16 protein-coding genes are annotated in these 17,316 nt (G+C 63.7%); 9 read left to right on the top strand and 7 right to left on the bottom strand.

Going from position 1 to position 17,316, the window contains the following annotated elements:
- Positions 1-436: 436 nt before the first annotated feature.
- Both nifS and nifU read right to left on the bottom strand, forming a co-directional pair.
- Positions 437-1,621 (bottom strand): cysteine desulfurase NifS, encoded by a 1,185-nt coding sequence (gene nifS, locus GTA51_RS18695; protein WP_160963827.1) that lies wholly within the window; start codon positions 1,619-1,621, stop codon positions 437-439.
- Entirely contained in the window at positions 1,618-2,463 is an 846-nt protein-coding gene (nifU, locus tag GTA51_RS18690) for a Fe-S cluster assembly protein NifU (protein WP_160963825.1), read from the bottom strand. Before nifU ends, nifS begins: the two co-directional genes overlap by 4 nt.
- A gap of 251 nt (positions 2,464-2,714) precedes the next feature.
- Here nifU and GTA51_RS18685 point away from each other — a divergent pair, with 251 nt between their 5' ends.
- The 4 genes from GTA51_RS18685 (at position 2,715) to proC (ending at position 5,809) form a co-directional block, all read left to right on the top strand.
- Complete coding sequence (locus tag GTA51_RS18685) at positions 2,715-3,092, top strand: fluoride efflux transporter FluC (RefSeq protein ID WP_160963823.1); 378 nt, start codon at positions 2,715-2,717, stop codon at positions 3,090-3,092.
- 172 nt (positions 3,093-3,264) lie between these two features.
- On the top strand, positions 3,265-4,500 hold the full coding sequence (locus GTA51_RS18680; protein ID WP_160963821.1) for a DUF190 domain-containing protein: 1,236 nt from the start codon (positions 3,265-3,267) through the stop codon (positions 4,498-4,500).
- Between the two features lie 87 nt (positions 4,501-4,587).
- Positions 4,588-5,004, top strand: coding sequence for a nucleoside-diphosphate kinase (gene ndk, locus GTA51_RS18675; protein WP_160963819.1), 417 nt, complete (start codon positions 4,588-4,590; stop codon positions 5,002-5,004).
- A 4-nt stretch (positions 5,005-5,008) separates the two neighbouring features.
- Positions 5,009-5,809, top strand: a complete 801-nt coding sequence (gene proC / locus GTA51_RS18670) for a pyrroline-5-carboxylate reductase (protein ID WP_160963817.1) — start codon at positions 5,009-5,011, stop codon at positions 5,807-5,809.
- 75 nt (positions 5,810-5,884) lie between these two features.
- Here proC and GTA51_RS18665 read toward each other — a convergent pair whose 3' ends face one another.
- The 5 genes from GTA51_RS18665 to GTA51_RS18645 all read right to left on the bottom strand — a co-directional run bounded on the left by GTA51_RS18665 (position 5,885) and on the right by GTA51_RS18645 (position 10,638).
- A complete protein-coding gene (locus GTA51_RS18665) occupies positions 5,885-6,091 on the bottom strand; it encodes a cold shock domain-containing protein (protein ID WP_160963815.1) in 207 nt (68 codons plus the stop codon).
- A gap of 141 nt (positions 6,092-6,232) precedes the next feature.
- Positions 6,233-7,177 (bottom strand): adenosylcobinamide-phosphate synthase CbiB, encoded by a 945-nt coding sequence (gene cbiB, locus GTA51_RS18660; RefSeq protein WP_160963813.1) that lies wholly within the window; start codon positions 7,175-7,177, stop codon positions 6,233-6,235.
- A gap of 435 nt (positions 7,178-7,612) precedes the next feature.
- Positions 7,613-8,260, bottom strand: coding sequence for an epoxyqueuosine reductase QueH (locus GTA51_RS18655; protein ID WP_160963811.1), 648 nt, complete (start codon positions 8,258-8,260; stop codon positions 7,613-7,615).
- Positions 8,261-8,380: 120 nt separating this feature from the next.
- Positions 8,381-9,847 carry an Rne/Rng family ribonuclease gene (locus GTA51_RS18650; RefSeq protein WP_160963809.1) on the bottom strand — a complete coding sequence of 489 codons (1,467 nt, stop codon included), beginning with the start codon at positions 9,845-9,847 and terminating at the stop codon, positions 8,381-8,383.
- Between the two features lie 50 nt (positions 9,848-9,897).
- Positions 9,898-10,638, bottom strand: a complete 741-nt coding sequence (locus GTA51_RS18645) for a radical SAM protein (protein WP_343039537.1) — start codon at positions 10,636-10,638, stop codon at positions 9,898-9,900.
- 303 nt (positions 10,639-10,941) lie between these two features.
- On the opposite strand from GTA51_RS18645, the gene GTA51_RS18640 reads away from it, so the two are divergent.
- The 5 genes from GTA51_RS18640 (at position 10,942) to mutM (ending at position 17,093) form a co-directional block, all read left to right on the top strand.
- Positions 10,942-11,841 carry a tRNA (adenine-N1)-methyltransferase gene (locus GTA51_RS18640; RefSeq protein ID WP_160963807.1) on the top strand — a complete coding sequence of 300 codons (900 nt, stop codon included), beginning with the start codon at positions 10,942-10,944 and terminating at the stop codon, positions 11,839-11,841.
- A gap of 32 nt (positions 11,842-11,873) precedes the next feature.
- Positions 11,874-13,511 carry an ATP-binding protein gene (locus GTA51_RS18635; RefSeq protein ID WP_160963805.1) on the top strand — a complete coding sequence of 546 codons (1,638 nt, stop codon included), beginning with the start codon at positions 11,874-11,876 and terminating at the stop codon, positions 13,509-13,511.
- A gap of 71 nt (positions 13,512-13,582) precedes the next feature.
- Positions 13,583-14,848 (top strand): phenylacetate--CoA ligase family protein, encoded by a 1,266-nt coding sequence (locus tag GTA51_RS18630; RefSeq protein WP_160963803.1) that lies wholly within the window; start codon positions 13,583-13,585, stop codon positions 14,846-14,848.
- 25 nt (positions 14,849-14,873) lie between these two features.
- The gene (locus GTA51_RS18625; protein WP_160963801.1) at positions 14,874-16,241 is read left to right on the top strand and encodes a ChaN family lipoprotein; all 1,368 of its coding nucleotides are present in this window, start codon (positions 14,874-14,876) and stop codon (positions 16,239-16,241) included.
- Positions 16,242-16,247: 6 nt separating this feature from the next.
- Positions 16,248-17,093, top strand: a complete 846-nt coding sequence (gene mutM, locus GTA51_RS18620) for a bifunctional DNA-formamidopyrimidine glycosylase/DNA-(apurinic or apyrimidinic site) lyase (protein WP_160963799.1) — start codon at positions 16,248-16,250, stop codon at positions 17,091-17,093.
- The last annotated feature ends 223 nt before the right edge of the window (positions 17,094-17,316 follow it).

Genomic DNA, 17,316 nt, shown 5'->3' with positions numbered 1-17,316 from the left:
AAGGGAACCAAAGTAGATCAGACCTCCCGAGGCTGTTTCCGCTTTGCCTGCACAAGGTTGTGACAACGCGATATGGCGCACCGGGAGATGGAAAACCATAATTATTTTTTCACGCAATCCTGCAACAAACCGAGCCTTGCGCCAACTCTTTCTCTTCAACCCTTCGCTTCACTCTTTCTCTTCACTTCGGCCCGCTTCGGGCCGATGGCCGGTCGGGGTCGGGATTTGTCCTGGCGAGCCTGCCGCGCCAGCGGCGGTATCGCCAGGACAAATCCCGACCCCGTCTTGGAAGCCGCCGCCGCCGTCCCCACTCCCCAACCCCCAACCCCATACCGGGGGTCCGGGGGCTGAGCCCCCCGGCGGGTCCAGGGCAGAGCCCTGGCGGGTGCAGGGCAGCGCCCTGCCGGGGTCTGGGGCAGCGCCCCAGTTTACCAAGCTAGCAAGTACAAGCGGGCTTGGCGGCTTCTTCGTCGCGAAACGGCGACATGCGTCGCAGGGTTTCGATGATGCCGGGCAGTTTCTCCAGCACCAGGTCGATTTCGGCGTCTGTCGTATAGCGCGAGAGCGAAAACCGGATGGAGCCGTGGGCGTAGGTGAATGGCACGCCCATGGCCCGCAGCACGTGGGAGGGTTCAAGGCTCCCGGAGGTGCAGGCCGAGCCGGAGCTGGCGCAGATGCCGTATTGGTCGAGCATGAGCAAAATGGCTTCGCCTTCGACGAACTTAAAGGCGATGCTGCTGGTATTGGGCAGCCGATGTTCCGTATCGCCGTTGACCAGTGAATGGGGTATGGCGGCCAGGATACCGGCTTCCAGGCGGTCGCGCAGGGCTTTGACCTGCGTATTTTCCGCAACCATATGTTCCTTGGCCAGGGTCATGGCCTTGGCCAGAGCGATGATGCCGGCAGCATTTTCGGTCCCGGCCCGGCGGCCGCGTTCCTGGTGGCCGCCGATGAGAAACGGGCGAAACGGCGTGCCTTTGCGCACGTATAAGACGCCCACGCCCTTGGGGGCATGGAGCTTGTGGCCTGAGAGCGACAGCATGGACACGGGGAGCTTGGCAAGATCGATGTCGATCTTGCCCACGGCCTGGACCGCGTCGGTGTGCAGCAGCACGCCGCGCGCTTTGCACAGGGCGGCGATTTCGGGCAGCGGAAAAATGACGCCGGTTTCGTTGTTGGCGTACATGATGGAGACGATGGCCGTATCCTTGCGGATGGCCTGCCCGAGTTCGGCCATATCGAGGCGGCCTTTCTCGTCAACGCCGAGATAGGTCACCTCATAGCCTTTTTCTTCCAAATGCCGGGCCAGACTGAGGACCGCCGGATGCTCCACCCGGGTGGTGACTATATGGCGCTTGTCGGGCTGGGCGGCCAGAGCGCTCAGGATGGCGGTGTTGTCGCCTTCGGAGCCGCAGGAATTAAAAATAATCTCGTCGGGCTGGCAGCCGAGCGTGCCGGCTATGTCGCTGCGAGCCTGCTTGAGGCGCAGGCCGACACGCCCGCCAAAGGAATGCATGCTCGACGGATTACCATAAAATTCCGACAGATACGGCAGCATCTCGGCCACAACTTCCGGGGCGGACATGGTGGTGGCGTTGTTGTCCAGATAGACCGGCTTCATTTTGCCTCCTTGACCGTGATGCCCGGTTCGACCAGCTCCTGGAGCCGCTTTTGCACAAACTCCGTGAGTGTCAGGTTGCTGCTCGGGCAGCCCTTGCAGGCCCCGCGCAGGGAAACGAAGACCGTCGTACCGTCGATGTCCACCAGTTCAATGTCACCGCCGTCCTTTTTGAGCGCGGGGCGAATTTCCTCTTCCATGATCTTGGTCACGAGCTTGACCCGCTCCAGGTTGGTCATCGGCCGCTTCACTTGCAGCTCGACCAAGGGCTTGGCAGCGGCCTGCCCGAGTTCCTCGGCCAGGATACCGGCCAGCTTTTCCAGGCAATCGCCGCAACCGCCGCCGGCCTTGGTGAAATCCGTGACCTCCTCAACGGTGGTCAGCTTGTTTTCCCGGATGGCCCGGCGGATCTGGCCGTCGTAGACGCCGAAACACTTGCACACCAGTTCGCCCTCGGGCTCATGGGCCGGGGCCTTTTCGCCCAGATAATCGGCCAGGGCCGCTTCCAGGGCTTCCTGCCCCATGACCGAACAGTGCATCTTTTCCTTGGGCAGCCCGCCCAGGTCATCGGCAATGTCCTTGTTGGTCAAGGCGCGGGCCTCTTCGATGGTCTTGCCCTTGAGCAGTTCGGTTAAAACCGAGCTGGAGGCGATGGCCGAGGCGCAGCCAAAGGTCTGAAACCGGGCGTCTTCGATGACGCCGGCGTCGTTGATCTTTAAAAAGAGTTTGAGCGCGTCGCCGCAGGCCAGCGACCCGACTTCGCCCACGGCGTTGGCATCATCGAGGCTGCCAACGTTTCGCGGATTGAGAAAATGGTCCCTGACTTTATCGGTATATTCCCACATGATGACCTCCGTATCGTCGGCCCGGGGCCGACTGGCGCAACGCCAGTGTATGCCGCAAAGGGCGGTTTGCGAAAAGGGGCGTTGCCCGCTTTTTTCAAAGAGCGTCGACAAATTCATACCATAACGATGGGGTTCAGATAGTCAACCGTGCCCTTTACGCTTTTTCGCTGCGGGCGTAAGTAATGGACGGGACGCCCACGGCCTGGACTGTCGCCTGTGGCACCCAGCCAATACCTGCCCCGGAGTGGCCAATGCTTGAAAAACTGGGACTGATCGCCCTGGCCGGGGCTGCCGGCACCCTGGCCCGCTACTGGCTGTCGGGGCTTGTTTACGATTTGGCCGGCCGGGAGTTTCCCTGGGGCACGGCGGCTGTCAACATCCTGGGTTGCTTCCTGTTCGGCTTGGTGTGGGAACTCGGCGGCGACCGCATGATCATCCGCACCGAGACGCGGGCCATTATCCTCACGGGTTTTATGGGCGCATTCACCACCTTTTCCACCTTTATTTTTGAAAGCGGTGCGTTCCTGGAAGACGGCCGCATCCTGCCGGCCCTGGCCAACGTGGGGTTTCAGACCGTGCTCGGCTTCGCCGCACTTTTCGGCGGATTGATGCTCGGCAGGATGCTCTAGCGCGGCCGCGCCGCCCACCGGGACGCTGTCCCAGACCCTGCCAGGGCCCTGCCCTGGACCCGCCGGGGGGATGATCCCCCCGGACCCCCCGGTATGGGGTTGGGGGGGCGGGGGGGATTATCCCCCCCGGCGGGTGCGGGCAGAGCCCGCTCTTATATTATGAGGAGTGCGTATGTCGGAATACGTCGAAATCGAACTGTTGCGGGTGTACTGCGGCGAATCCGACCGTATCGACGGCCGGCCGGTCTATGAGGTGCTGGTGGAACTGGCCCGGGAGCATGGCGCGGCCGGGGCCACGGTGCTACGCGGGGTGCTGGGGTTTGGGGCCGGCAGTCTCGTGCATACCGCCAAGATTTTGCGCCTCTCCGAAGATCTGCCCATGATCGTCGAAATCGCCGACCGACCCGAGCGCATTGAGGCGCTGTTGCCGCGCTTTGAGGCCGTGCTCAAAGGCGGGCTTATGGCCCGGCAGAAAATGACGGCCCGGTTTCATTGTCCGGTGCGGGTGCGTGATGTCATGGCGGCCGATGTGGCCACGGTCGGCCCGGACGCGCCGCTGACCGACGTGGTCGATCTGCTGCTGGCCCGCAATGTCAAGGCCGTGCCGGTGGTCGACGCCGGGCGCAAGGTGCTGGGCGTGGTCACGGGTGGCGATCTGCTGACCCGGGGGGGCTTGGCCGCCCGGTTGTCGGTGTACGGCGTACTGCCCCAGGAAGCCCGGGAAGACGCCAAGGCCCGGCTGATCGGACACACAGCCCGGGAGGTCATGACCGCGCCGGCAACGACCATCGGCGAACGGGCGAGCCTGCGCGATGCCTCCCAGATTATGGTTAAAAAGGGGCTTAAGCGCCTGCCGGTGGTGGATGGCACGGGAGAACTCATCGGCATCGTCAGCCGGGCCGACATCCTGCGTTCGGCCGGCAAGATTCCGGCTGCGGCCGCCGTGGCCCTGCCCCGTTTTACGGCCGGCCTTATGCAGGAAGCCCGGGATGTTCTTTTTACCGACGTGCCGACGGCCGGCCCGGACGACGCCTTGCCGGAGGTGGTGGCCAAGTTGATCGCCTCGCCGCTGCGCCGGGTGGTCGTCGTGGATAGTGCGGGCAAGGTTCTGGGCATTATTTTGGACAGCGATCTTATGGCCCGCTGCGGTCCGGGCCGCAAACCGGGGCTGTTGCGGGCGCTTTTTTCCTTTGGCCGCACGGACGACGCCTGTCCCCTGGGCACGGCCAAGGAAGTCATGCAGCCGCGCGTGCATACCGTGACCGGGGACGCCTCGCTTCTGGACGTGCTGCAAAAGATGCTGTCCCATCACGTCAAGCGGCTGGTGGTCACGGACGACGACGGCAAGCTCGTCGGCATGGTGGACCGGGAGGCTATTTTGCGCGTTATCGCCGGCCATACGGACTAGATTTGCCATGCCGGCCAATTCGCGCTAAGCCCCGCCTCGCCGGGCTGCGCGCCCGCAACCAAACCATCACCATCAAGGAGCCTCCCCATGGAACGTACCCTTTCCATCATCAAGCCCGACGCCGTTGCCCGCAATCTGTCCGGCGCGATCCTTAAAATGATCCAGGACGCGGGCCTCAAAGTCGTGGCCATGAAGATGATCCAGCTTTCCGCCGCCGAGGCCGAAGGCTTTTATGCCGTACACAAGGACCGCCCGTTTTTCCGCAGCCTGGTCGATTTCATGATCTCCGGCCCGGTGGTCGTCTCCATCCTCGAAGGCGACGACGCCATTGCCAAGTACCGCAAGCTCATGGGTGCCACCAACCCGGCCAACGCCGAGGAAGGCACCATCCGCAAGTGCTATGCCCTGGACATTGAGAAGAACTCCGTCCACGGCTCCGACGCTCCCGAGACGGCCGCCTTCGAGACCGCCTACTACTTCAGCACCCTCGAGATGGTGGGCTAGGGCCATGGCCGCCGTCATCGGATTTCTCGGCGCGGGCAACATGGGCGCGGCCATCATCAAGGGCCTGTCCGCAGTGCCCGACGTGTCGGCCGTGGCCTACGATGTCGACGCCGCCAAAGTCGCGGCCCTGGTTGGCGACAAGCTGGCCAAGGCGGCAGCCACGCCCGAGGATCTGGCGGCTGCCAGCGACTATCTCGTCCTTTGCGTCAAGCCGCAGTATCTCGCCGCCGCCATGGCCGAACTGGCCCCGCATCTGGGACCGGAAACGGTCATCGTGTCCATCGTGGCCGGCGTGACCATGGCCCGGCTGCGGGAACTGGCCGCCGGCAAGTGCCCGGTGGTGCGGGTCATGCCCAACACCCCGGCCCTGGTCGGTGCGGGCCAGTTCGCCCTGTGCCTGGAAGACGCGGCCCTGGAGGCCGGGCAAAAGGACTTCGTCGGCAAACTCTTTGCAGCGCTCGGGCGCACCTATGTGCTGGAAGAGAAGTTTTTCGACGCCTTTACGGGACTGGCCGGCTCGGGTCCGGCCTACGTGCTCCATTTCATGGAGGCGCTGATCGAATCCGGGGTGCTCATGGGCTTTGCCCGGGACAAGTCCACGGACATCGTCCTGGGGCTTTTCGAGGGCACGGCCAAGTTGGCCGTGCAAACCGGCCTGCACCCGAGCGTGTTGCGCGAAATGGTGACCTCGCCGGCCGGCACCACCATCGAAGCGCTCATGCACCTGGATCGCAAAGCCGTGCGTGCCGCCATCATTGACGCGGCCGTGGCCTCGCGGGATCGCTCCAAGGCCCTTGGCGCGTAAATTGACGCTAGATCGTAACAAAGCCCCCGCCGGCATAGCCGACGGGGGCTTTTTGCATGTTCTTTCCAGCCGACGCTAGGCCGGACGCACTACATTGGAAGCTTTGGGTCCGCGTTCACCGCTTAAGATCTCAAAAGACACAAGCTCCCCTTCGCGCAACGTGCGAAAGCCGTCGCCCTCAATGGACGAATAGTGGACGAAGACGTCATCCTCGCCCTCGCGCATGATGAATCCATATCCCTTTTTGTCACTGAACCACTTGACGGTACCTTCGAATGCCATACGTCTGCCCTCCTCAAAAATTCGTACTGTATCACTAGCACTCTACGCAGAAACCCGTCAACAAAAAATCATTTTCGCATGCGCTTCAAAGTCACATATACCTTCGGCCATGAGAATTTCGCCACGTGCAGCAGCACAACACTATGCGACATTGCAAAACGTGAAAACGATCCGCAGGACAATTGTTCCCACGGCAACTATACACCCTGTTAACAATACCATCCTACTCAACAACCGCAAACGCCCTGCGTCCCACTGCCCGCCCGCTGGCCCGAACCGGGGCTTTTCAACAATACGTCCAAAATAGCGCGACGGGCCACCCATGCCGCCGCCGCAGAGCCAAGCCGCCGCCGCCATGGGCCAGCCGGCGTTGGGACTGGCACTTTTGCGGGCATCCCGCACGATGGCGGTCAGCGTCACCCCGCGCCCCTGCCCAAGAAGTCGGGCCGCCAGCCACAGACCGGCCACCGTGAGCCGGGCCGGCACAAAAGCCAGCACGTCGTCGGCCCTGGCCCCGAACCAGCCAAGGGCCTCATGACGCGGGGTGCGGTAGCCCCACATGGAATCGGCGGTGGACACGGCCTTATAGGCCCAAAGCCCGGCCGGGCCGGTGAGCGCCAGCCAAAACAGCGGGGCCACAAAGCCGTCGTTGGCATTTTCCGCCACAGACTCGGCCAAGGCCCGCCACAACTGCGATGCGTCAAGCTCCGCCGTCTCCCGGCTGACCAGCCCGCCCACCACCGTGCGGGCAGCGTCCAGATCACCAGCCATCAAGAACCGTGCCGCCCGCCGGGCCTCGGCCAGCAAACTGCCCAGGGCCAGACCGGCATAGGCGAAATAAAGAGCGCACAACGGCCCCAGGACCGGCAGAAGGGACGCGGCCCAGACCAGGACGGCACTGCCGCCGGCCACGGCACACACGCCAACCGTTCCGAATAACCGGCTGCGCCAGCCCATGCGGTCGGCAAAGGCGTCCAGACGGTCGTAGCACCAGCCAATGGCCCGCACCGGATGCGGCCAGACGGCCGGATCGCCCAGCAGCAAATCAAGGCCGACAGCCAGAGCCAGCATTATTGTCGCATTCATAGAGGGTTCCTATGGCAGGGAATGATTTCGGGAACGGCGCAACCCACAATAACGCGATTTGCACTGACAGATTTCCAGCAGCAATGGAACCGCCGGGAGAGCGAAAGATAATGAGAAAGAGAAAGAGAAGATGCCTCCGGCGGCCAAAGGGCTGAGCCCTTTGGAATCCCACCTGGGGGGTGTTTGTGCGTCGGATGGCTGGGGGTTGGGGCGTCTGTGGAGTTTTTAAAGAGGGGTTTTTAATAAAACAGGTCACTCCACCAACCGTCACCACACGAGCAACAAAGCTCCCCTTTACACACTTCTCCCATCCAGAGAGTCAGGGGGGGCTAATCCCCCCTTACCGCCGGAGCAACGGTGGTTCCACTCCAGTGCAAGCTCTGGTTTTTCCCGATCCGCAACCGACCGGATGACCAACCAGCCCCAAGAAATCCCTTAAACAACTTTTCCCAGTGAGGGGTCCGGGGGGATCATCCCCCCGGTGGGGTCCGGGGCAAAGCCCCGGCCGCCGGAGGCCTCTTGCGCCTTTCCAACATCAGGCGGGCGGCGGAGTTTTTTGGCGTAGCGGTCGAGTTCGGAGAGGATGCAGCCGCAGTAAGGCTGGCGGTAGATGTCCCAGGCCCGCGACAGGGCGATGCCTTCGTCCCAGTGGACGCGGTAGTCGGCGTAGTGAAAGGCCACGCCGTGGCTGGCGGCCGCAGCTTCGCCCAGGGCGGTGATGGCGGCGTGGTCCTGGTATTTGCTATAGAGCAGCGAGGAGGTAAACGCGTCGCAGCCCAGTTCCCGGGCCTTGGCCGCGCTGCGATTCAGGCGCTCGGCCCAGCACGGCCGGCAGCGGCCGGCCGGATCGGCCAGGGACCGGCGCATATGGGGCAGGGGATCGTAGGCGTCGCTGTGCAGGGCAATACCCAGACGCTGCGCCACCTGGGCCGCGCCGTCGCGACGGCGCAGCCACTCCGCTGCCGGCTGGATGTTGTCGTTGGCGAAAAGCCCGACAACCGACCAGCCGGCCTCGGTAAGGCGCAGAAGCGGTGCTATGGCACACGGGCCGCAGCAGAGGTGCAGCAGTATCCGGCGGGTCATGGCCTGGGGACCGCCTCGTGTTGCTGCCTGTCAGTCCGCGTCGGCCTGGAGTCGCGCCGACAACTTACATGACAGCGTCGGCTCTTCCAAGCAGCCGCGTATTGCTTGAGATTCATACCACTACAGCGCGTGGATATTGATCTTTTTCTTAAATTCCTCTTCCATGGCCGACAACCGCACCCGCTTGTTGTTGAGCATATACAGGGCGAGTTCTTCAGACACCTTGGCTGTAACAGCCTCCTGGGTGGTGTCCTTGCGCAGTTGGCGATAGATTTCCTTGAGCACGGTCAGGGCCTGCCACTCGTGGTTGCGGCGCTGGCCCGAGCCGTTGCAGCAGGGGCACGGTTCGCTGGTGATGGACAGGGCCGAGGAGCCCAGGCGCTGGCGCACGATTTCCAGCAGGCCGAAGCGGGAAATTCGGCCGACATCGGTGCGCGCCCGGTCGTTTTTAAAAGCGGCGCGCAAGGTCTTTTCCACCTCGGCCACATGCTTTCGGTCTTTCATTTCGATAAAATCGATGACCACCTGACCGCCGATGTCGCGCAGGCGCAACTGCCGGGCCACTTCTTCCGAGGCTTCGACATTGGTTTTAAGGGCCATCTCGCGGAAATTGGATTCGCCGCCGATCTTGCCGGAGTTGATGTCCACGGCGGTAAGTGCCTCAGCATGGTCAAAGACCAGCACCCCGCCGCTGGGCAGGGTCACTTCGCGGCCGTAGAGTTGCTCGATCTGCTTGCGCAAATTAAAGCGGTCCCACAGCGGAATATCGATGTCGCTGTGCCCTTTGACGATGCCCGGACGGCGCGGATAGACCAGTGCTGCCATTTCGGCCACGCGCTTGGCGGTTTCGGGTTCGTCCACCCAGATTTCGCCCACGTCGTCGGTCAGGTAGTCGCGAACGGCCCGGGAGGACAGGTCCAGCTCCTCATAGATCAGGCTGGGCGTGCTGGCGGTGGTGCCGCGCTGGCGCACTTCCTTCCACAGGCGTTTTAAATAGGAAAGATCGCGCTCCAGCGACGTCTTGGACTGGGCCATGGCGGCGGTGCGCACAATAAGGCCCAGGCCCTCGTCGAGCTTGAGGCCCGAAATGACTTCTTTGAGGCGCTTGCGTTCGGCTTCGTCCTCGATCTTTCGCGACACGCCCCGCTGTTCGCGGCCCGGTGTCAAAACGAAATAGCGTCCGGGCAGGGACAGGTAGGTGGTCAGAAACGCGCCCTTGTGCCCGGTGGGTTCTTTGACCACCTGGACGAGGAGTTCCTGATTTTTTTTCAGCGCCTTCTGGATGGGCGGATATTTGGGGCGCCGGTCCCCGGACTGCACGATCTGGTAGTATTCGGGATGCACTTCGTCGATTTGCAAAAATCCGTTGCGCTCGGCCCCGTAGTTGATAAACGCCGCCTGCAAGGCCGGATCGATGTTGTGGATCTTGCCCTTGTAAATATGCCCCCGGGTCTTGGCCTGGTGCACCATCTCCACGTAGTATTCGAGCAGCAGGCCGTCCTCGGCCACGGCCACTTCGACCTGTTCGCCGGGCAACACGCTGATAAACATCTTCTGCTTACGTTTCTTTCCTTTGCTCTGTTCCATAAAACTCCCTGCCGGGGCACGGTTGCCCGGGCAAAATTTTGTTTCTCCGGTCACCCGGAATAGAAAAAATCGTCGCCCGCGCGTTCCTGGCGGATCGCATTGGCGCGCAGCAGCGCCGCCAGCGCCTGACGGACCGGCTCGACGGGAACGTCAAGCCCTGCCGCCAGTTGGGCCTCGGTCTGGGGGCGACGGGCCACGGAGGCGGCGATGCGGGCCGCAAGCTCCTGGGTCTGCCGGCTGACAAGGGCCGCAGGCCCGTGGCCATCACCACCATCAGCCGCATCTGCCGGCTGCTCCCGGCCGCCAAGGGCGTCGCGAAACCGGGCCAGCGTCTCGCGGGAAACAGCCGCAGCACCGCGATGGGCACCGGGCCGGGACATGGTAACGACGTCCACCCGCTCGGGCCGAAGCTCCCGGCAAAACCCCTGCAATAAATCGAGATTGGCGGCAGAATCATTGATGCCGGCCAATAAAAGCACTTCCAGAAAGATCGAACCGCCGTAACTGGCCCGAAAATCGAGCAGGCCCTGGCGAATGGCGTCCAGGCCGATGGCGGCATGGGGGCGGTTTAACAACTGGTACTCGGCAGCGACCAACGTGTCCATGGATGGCAGGACCATGTCGGCGGCAGATAACGCTCCCCGGACATCGGGATCTGGCAGCAGGCTCGAATTGGTGAGCACGGCCACGGGGATGTCGGGGAAAAGTTCTTTGGTGGCGGCAATAATGTCGCCAAGCTCGGTGTTGAGGCACGGTTCGCCCAGTCCCCCCAGTGTCACGACGTCGGGCATGGCGTGGCCGGCGGCCTTCCAGGCCGCCAGTTCGACCAGGATACGCCTGGCGCTGACATAGGGCTTTCGGACGGTGGTCAGGGCCTCGGTGACGCCGGCCTCACAATAGAGGCAGTCGAACGTGCAAATCCGGGCACCAAGCAGATCAAGCCCTAGCGATGCGCCAAGGCGACCCGAGCGGACCGGTCCGAAAACGTACTGCAGTGGGTTCGTGGCCTGATCCTCCTTGCGCGTTGCACACTTGACAGGCGCGCCCCGCCGTGGTCAAGGGCCTCGACCCATTTAACCACTCCGGAGTACCATGTGAAACAGGGCGATTTGATACTTCTGGTCTCCCCCAAGGGCAAGCGATATCTGCGGCGTTTTGACCCGGAGATGGTGCTGCACACCCAGGAAGGCATGATCCGTTTTGCCGAAGTGGGCCGGGCCGGCTCAGGCGGCGCAGTGGCCACCCATCTCGGCCACGTCTTTCGCATCCTGCGGCCGTCCACCTACGATCTCATAAAAGGGGTCAAACGCTCGACCCAGATCATGTACCCCAAAGAGATCGGTTACGTCATTTTGAAATTGGGCATCGGACCCGGGGTGCGGGTGGTGGAATCCGGCAGCGGTTCTGGCGGCCTGACGCTGGCCCTGGCCTGGCACGTGGGCGACACGGGCCGGGTCTACACCTTTGAAAAGCGCCCGGAATTCTACGCCCTGGCCGGTGAGAATCTGGCCGCCGTGGGCCTTGGCCACCGGGTATCGCGCCACACCCAGGACATTGCCGAAGGATTTTACCCGGAGTCCGTGGTTCGGGGCGATCCCCTGACCGATCCCACGGACGCCGATGCGCTGTTCCTCGACGTGCGCACGCCCTGGGACTATCTGGATCAGGCGGCGGCCGTCATGCGCCCCGGTGCGCCGATCGGGTTCCTGCTCCCCACCACCAACCAGATCACGGAACTGCTCTGGGGCCTGGAAAAATCCCCCTTTGAAGATATCGAAGTGCTGGAAATCCTGGTGCGGCGCTACAAGCCCGTGCCCGAACGGCTGCGCCCCGAAGACCGCATGGTGGCCCACACCGGCTTTTTGGTGTTTGCCCGCCACGGCGGCCGGGGGGTGTGCCCGCCGCTGCCGCCGGCGGATTTCCCCGACTCCCTCGATACGCCCTGGGGGACAGCACCGCGTGAAATGGAAGACATTTCCGGCCCATCCGATTGACCTCCCGGGGGGATGCGGCTAAGAGTCCTATCATGGCAAAAGATGTACTCTGCGCCGAAGCCCCCCGGTCGCTTAAGCGGCTGCTCGACCCTTTGTCGGGCCTGCTGGGGATACCGGCCACGGTCCGGCCGGGCGCGCACATTCCGGTCTGGCCCGATCCCGGTGCCGAGGCCCATGCGATCCTGCACCGGGAGTTTCCCGAGCGCGGCCCGTGTCCGCTGTTGGCCGGGACCGCCCTTGGCGACGACGCGCTGGCGCATGTGCGGTGTCCGCTGGGCATGACCGTGCGCCAGTTCCCCGTGCCGCTTCGCGACGGCGGGGCAGGCGTTTTGACCCTGGGGCCGTATTTCACCAATCTCGCTGATCGCCAAGCTCTTTGCGGCCGCAACCAAGCCGCCGACGCCGCCTTGCATCTCATTCCCTGGGTCTCCCCCGAACGCCACGGCCTGATTGAGACTTTTTACCGCGAATTCGCCGCCTTTGCCGGCTCGGCAGCCAAAGCCGGCGCGGCCAAGGAACTGTTTCTGGCCAACATGAGCCATGAACTGCGCACGCCCTTAAACGGCATCATGGGAATGCTCAGCCTGCTCCTGCAAAGCGAAGAGGATGCGCGTCGCCGCCAGTTCCTGGAACTGGCCATGAACGCCTCCAACCAGTTGCTCGGCGTCATAAACACCCTGCTCGACATGACCACCATCTCCTCGGGCCGCCTGACCCTGGCCGAAGATTGTTTTGACCTGCATGCCGTCCTGGAGACACTTTTCGCGCTGTGCGCCGAACAGGCCGTGGAACGCGGCCTGGACTTTGCTACCGCCATTGAGTCTGACGTGCCACAATTCCTCGTCGGCGACGCCCAGCGCCTGCGCCAGGTGCTGCTCAATCTCCTGCACAACGCGCTCAAATTCACCGAACGCGGGTCCATCAGCGTGACCGTGGCCGTCGTTCCCCCGGGCGGCCCGACCGATACCGTGACCCTCGCCTTTACCGTGCGCGATACCGGCCTTGGCATCGCCCCGGACAAACAGACCTCCATTTTCGAGCACTTCGCCATTGGCGAACCGTTTTTAAGCAAACGCTATGCCCAGGCCGGGCTGGGGCTTGGCATTTCCAAGGATATCGTTGAAAAAATGGGCGGCAGCCTGCGCCTGGAAAGCACCCCGGGTACCGGCAGCGCCTTTACCTTCACCGCCGTGCTGCGCCGCCCCCCCGCCGACCCGCCGTCGTTGCGCCCCGGCCCGGGCCGGGACGACGGCGATCCTGCCCACGCCCAGGAACTTGGTGCGGTCATCGTTTATGCCGAGGATGACCCCGTCAGCCAACTGTTGGTCAGACGCATCCTGCAAGACCGGGGCTACGTGCCCTTGATCGCCCACTCCTGCGAACAGCTTTTCGACATCCTCGGCAGCCGCTCCGTGGACATGGTGCTCATGGATATCCAGATGCCCGGCCTGTGCGGGCTGGAGTCCACCCGCCGCATCCGCGACGGCTTGCTTGCCGGCGTGCCCCGGGATATCCCCATTGTGGCCCTGTCCGCCGCCACCGCGCCGGCGGATCGCCGGCTCGCCCTGGACGCCGGCATGACCGATTATATTGCCAAGCCAGTCACCCGCTTCGAGCTTCTGGCCGTGGTCCAGCGAGCTTTAGCGGGAAAAGCCCCTCGAATTGCTTGATCTCCGTGGCGGGCCGCGCTATAAGGCCTCTCTTTTTCCCACCACGGGATTTCGCGCCAAGGAGACCCGTCATGACTCGTAAGGACCGCACCGAGGGCATTTATTCCCGCCGGGAAGTGCTCGATGAATCGGAACGCCGGCAGTACTACCAGATCCAAATCAAGGATCTGCTCTCGTATGCGTACCGGTATTCCGAAGACGTCAAAAAGCGCTTCGACCGCGCCCAGTTCCAGGCTTCCAAGTTCAAGACCCTCTCGGACCTCAAGCACATACCCATTCTCAAAAAGAAAGAATTGATCTTTCTCCAGTCCATGGGTCCACGCCTGGGAGGGCTGCTCACCAAGGACATGGGCGAACTGCGGCGGATCTTTTTGTCCCCCGGACCGATCTTCGACCCCGAGGACCGCGAGGAAGATTATTGGGGCTGGACCGAAGGCTTTTACGCCTGCGGTTTCCGCTCCGGCGACCTCGTGCAAGTGACTTTCCCCTATCACATGACCCCGGCCGGCCTCATGTTTGAGGAGCCGCTCAAAAACCTCGGCTGCGCCGTGGTGCCTGCCGGACCCGGCAACTCCGCCACCCAGCTGGAGATCATGCAGAAGTTGCGGGTGACGGGCTACGTCGGCACCCCCAGCTACCTCATGCACCTGGCCCAGAAGGGCGAGGAGATGGGGCTGAATCTGCGCAAAGACCTGTACATGGAAGTGGCCTTTGTCACCGGTGAAAAATTCTCCGAAAAGCTGCGCGCCAATCTGGAGAAAAAGTTCGACATCATCATGCGCCAGGGCTACGGCACGGCGGATGTCGGCTGCATCGGCTACGAATGCTTCCACAAAACCGGTCTGCATATCGCCAACCGGGCCTTTGTCGAAATCTGCCATCCGGATACGGGCATTCCGCTCAAGGACGGCGAGGTCGGCGAAATCGTGGTCACGGCCTTTAACAAGACCTATCCGCTGATCCGGCTGGCCACGGGCGATCTGTCGTATATCGAGCGCGCCCCCTGCCCCTGCGGCCGGACTTCGCCGCGCCTGGGTTCCATTGTCGGACGCGTGGACACCACTGCCCGCATCAAGGGCATGTTCGTCTACCCGCACCAGGTCGAGCAGGTCATCACCCGCTTTGAAGAGATCAAGCGCTGGCAGATCGAGGTCACCAACCCCGGCGGCATCGACGAGATGAACCTGATCATCGAGGCTTCCAACTTCAAGCGCGAGGAAGATCTGCTCCACAAGTTCCGGGAGAAGATCAAACTGCGCCCCGGCCTCACCGTCGTCGCCCCCGGCACCCTGCCGCCCCAGATCAAACCCATCGAAGACAAACGCAAGTGGGACTAGGCGAGATCGCCTGACGTCAAACGTCATGATCGCGCCAACCGCTGCAAAAGCTTCCTTAACGGTCCGTCAGGGCGCGGGAATTCCCCGCGCCCTGGCTCCCGTTTTTGGGGCCGCCGTCCTCGCCCTGGCGATTCTGGGTGGTGGGTGCGTCGCCAACCGCTCGCACCGGCCCGCCCTGCCCGTCCTTGCGCCGCAAACCCTGGTCGATGCCGCCGGCCGGCCGCTGGCCCCAGCGGTCTTTGCCAAAGATATCGCCGCCGCCCCCTATATCCTTCTTGGCGAGGAGCATCCCAACCCTTGCGATCATCTGGCCCAGGCTGCCGTGATTCGTCGGCTGGCCGCCGCCGGCATCTTCCCGGCCATCGGCCTGGAAATGGTCCCGGTCGAGCTGCAAGGCGTGCTGGATCGCTTCAACGCCGGTTCCCTGTCCCTGGCCGAACTGCCCAAGGCCTTGGACTGGAAGACCACCTGGGGCTTTGATTTCGAAATTTACGCGCCCCTTTTCGAGGCGGCCCGGGACTACCGGCTGCCGCTTTTTGCCCTCAATGCTCCCAAGGGACTGGCCAGAAAAGTCGGCCGGCAGGGCCTTGACACCCTGTCCCCCGCCGAGCGGGCCAGCCTCCCTGGTGCTGTGCTACCGCCGGCCCCGGCCCAAGTTGAAGCTTTACGTGAACTGTTTGCCCAGCATGCCAGCATGCGAAAGCCCGAAGGGGCCGCGCCCGTAACGTCCACTGGCGCGCCCGCCAAGGACGCCACGTCCGCTGCGTCTGGTACGTCTACTGCACCCGCCACTCCCGCCGCGCCTCCTCTCCCGGCCGCCAAGGACGCCGCGCCGCCCAGCGATCCTTTCGAGCGTTTTCTCACCGTCCAAGCCCTGTGGGACACCCAGATGGCAGCCAGGGCGCTCTATGCCCATGCACTCACCGGCCGGCCGGTGGTGGTCATTGCCGGTGCCGGCCATGTGGCCAACGGCTGGGGCATCAGCCGACGCCTGGCCGTATTTGATCCCGCCGCCCAAGTGGTTACGCTTGTCCCCTGGCGCGGGGGCGAGCTGCCCGACCCTGACGAAGCGGCCTTTTTTTACGCCTGCCCGGCCGTCCAGAAAAGCCGGCTCGGCATGACCCTGTCCCAGGACCAACCCGCCCCGGGCCAGCCGGCCACGCCGCTGCTCGTCACGGCCGTGGCCCCGGATTCGCCGGCCGCGCGGGCCGGCCTTTTGGCCGGCGACGCCGTCACCGCCGCCGGAAAACATCCGGCCACGGAACTGGCCGTGCTCCATCAAGCCGCCATGGAAGCCGCCAAGGCCGGGCAACCGCTGACCCTGACCGTCTCCCGGGCCGGCGAAACACTGGCCATCGCCATCCCGCTCGCCGCGCCGACGGCCGGCAAATAAGCCGCCATGCCTGAACTTCCCGAAGTGGAGACCATTGCCCGCGCCCTGGCTCCGGGCCTGATCGGCCGCGTGGCGACGGGCATTACCGTGCCCGACCGCAAGGTTTTGGCAGGGCCGGCCACCCCGGACGCCTTTGCCGACGCCGCTGTCGGGCGCGTCATTGAAACCGTCGGCCGCCGGGCCAAGTTGCTGCTGGTCACACTCGGCCCCCGGCCCCAGCTCCCCGACTCCGGCCCGGCCGTGCTGGCCCTGCATCTTAAAATGACCGGCCGCTTCCACATCGCCCCGTCCGCTGTCCCCCCGCCGGCCCACGCCCGGCTGCTGCTCCATTTAAGCGACGGCAACGCCCTGGTCTTTTCCGATATGCGCCGCTTCGGCACGGCCCGGCTGGTCACTCCCGAGGCCCTGGCCGCCTGGACCTTTTACGCCTCCCTTGGCCCCGAACCCTGGGACATGACGCCGGACGCCTTCGAGGCGGCGCTATGCCGCAAAACCACGCGCATCAAAGCCGCCATCCTCGATCAGACCGTCATCGCCGGTATCGGCAACATCTACGCCGACGAATCCCTTTTCGCCGCCCGCATCCGGCCCGACGCGCCGGCCAATTCCCTGACCCCGGCCCGGCGTCGCAAACTGCTCACCGCCATCCAGGCCGTCATCGCCAGAGCCATCGCCGCCGGCGGCAGCACCATCCGCGATTATCGCACCCCGGACGGCGTGGAAGGCGGCTTTCAGCACCAGTTCACCGTCTACGGCAAGGCCGGCCAGCCCTGCCCGGCCTGCGGCAAGGCGCTTATTGCGATCAAAGTGGCCGGACGGACTTCGACGTTTTGTCCGCAGTGTCAGAAGTGAAAAAGAGAAGAACGTGAAGAAAACCGGGGGGGATCATCCCCCCCGGACCCCCTGGTCGCGGTGGCGGTGTTTGGGCGGCGGCAGGGAGGGACCCTGCCGCCGCCCAAACACCGCCACCGGAATCAAGGATTCCAGAGTATTCTAGCACACAACGATTTGCCACCCGCACCGTTGAAAGTTTTTAGGGGAGGGAGGGGTGTGGGGAGGGAACCCCCTTTTTTCA

The organism is Solidesulfovibrio aerotolerans (assembly GCF_009856865.1).
Lineage (GTDB): Bacteria > Desulfobacterota > Desulfovibrionia > Desulfovibrionales > Desulfovibrionaceae > Solidesulfovibrio > Solidesulfovibrio aerotolerans.
This window is presented reverse-complemented; position numbering and strand designations above follow the sequence as displayed.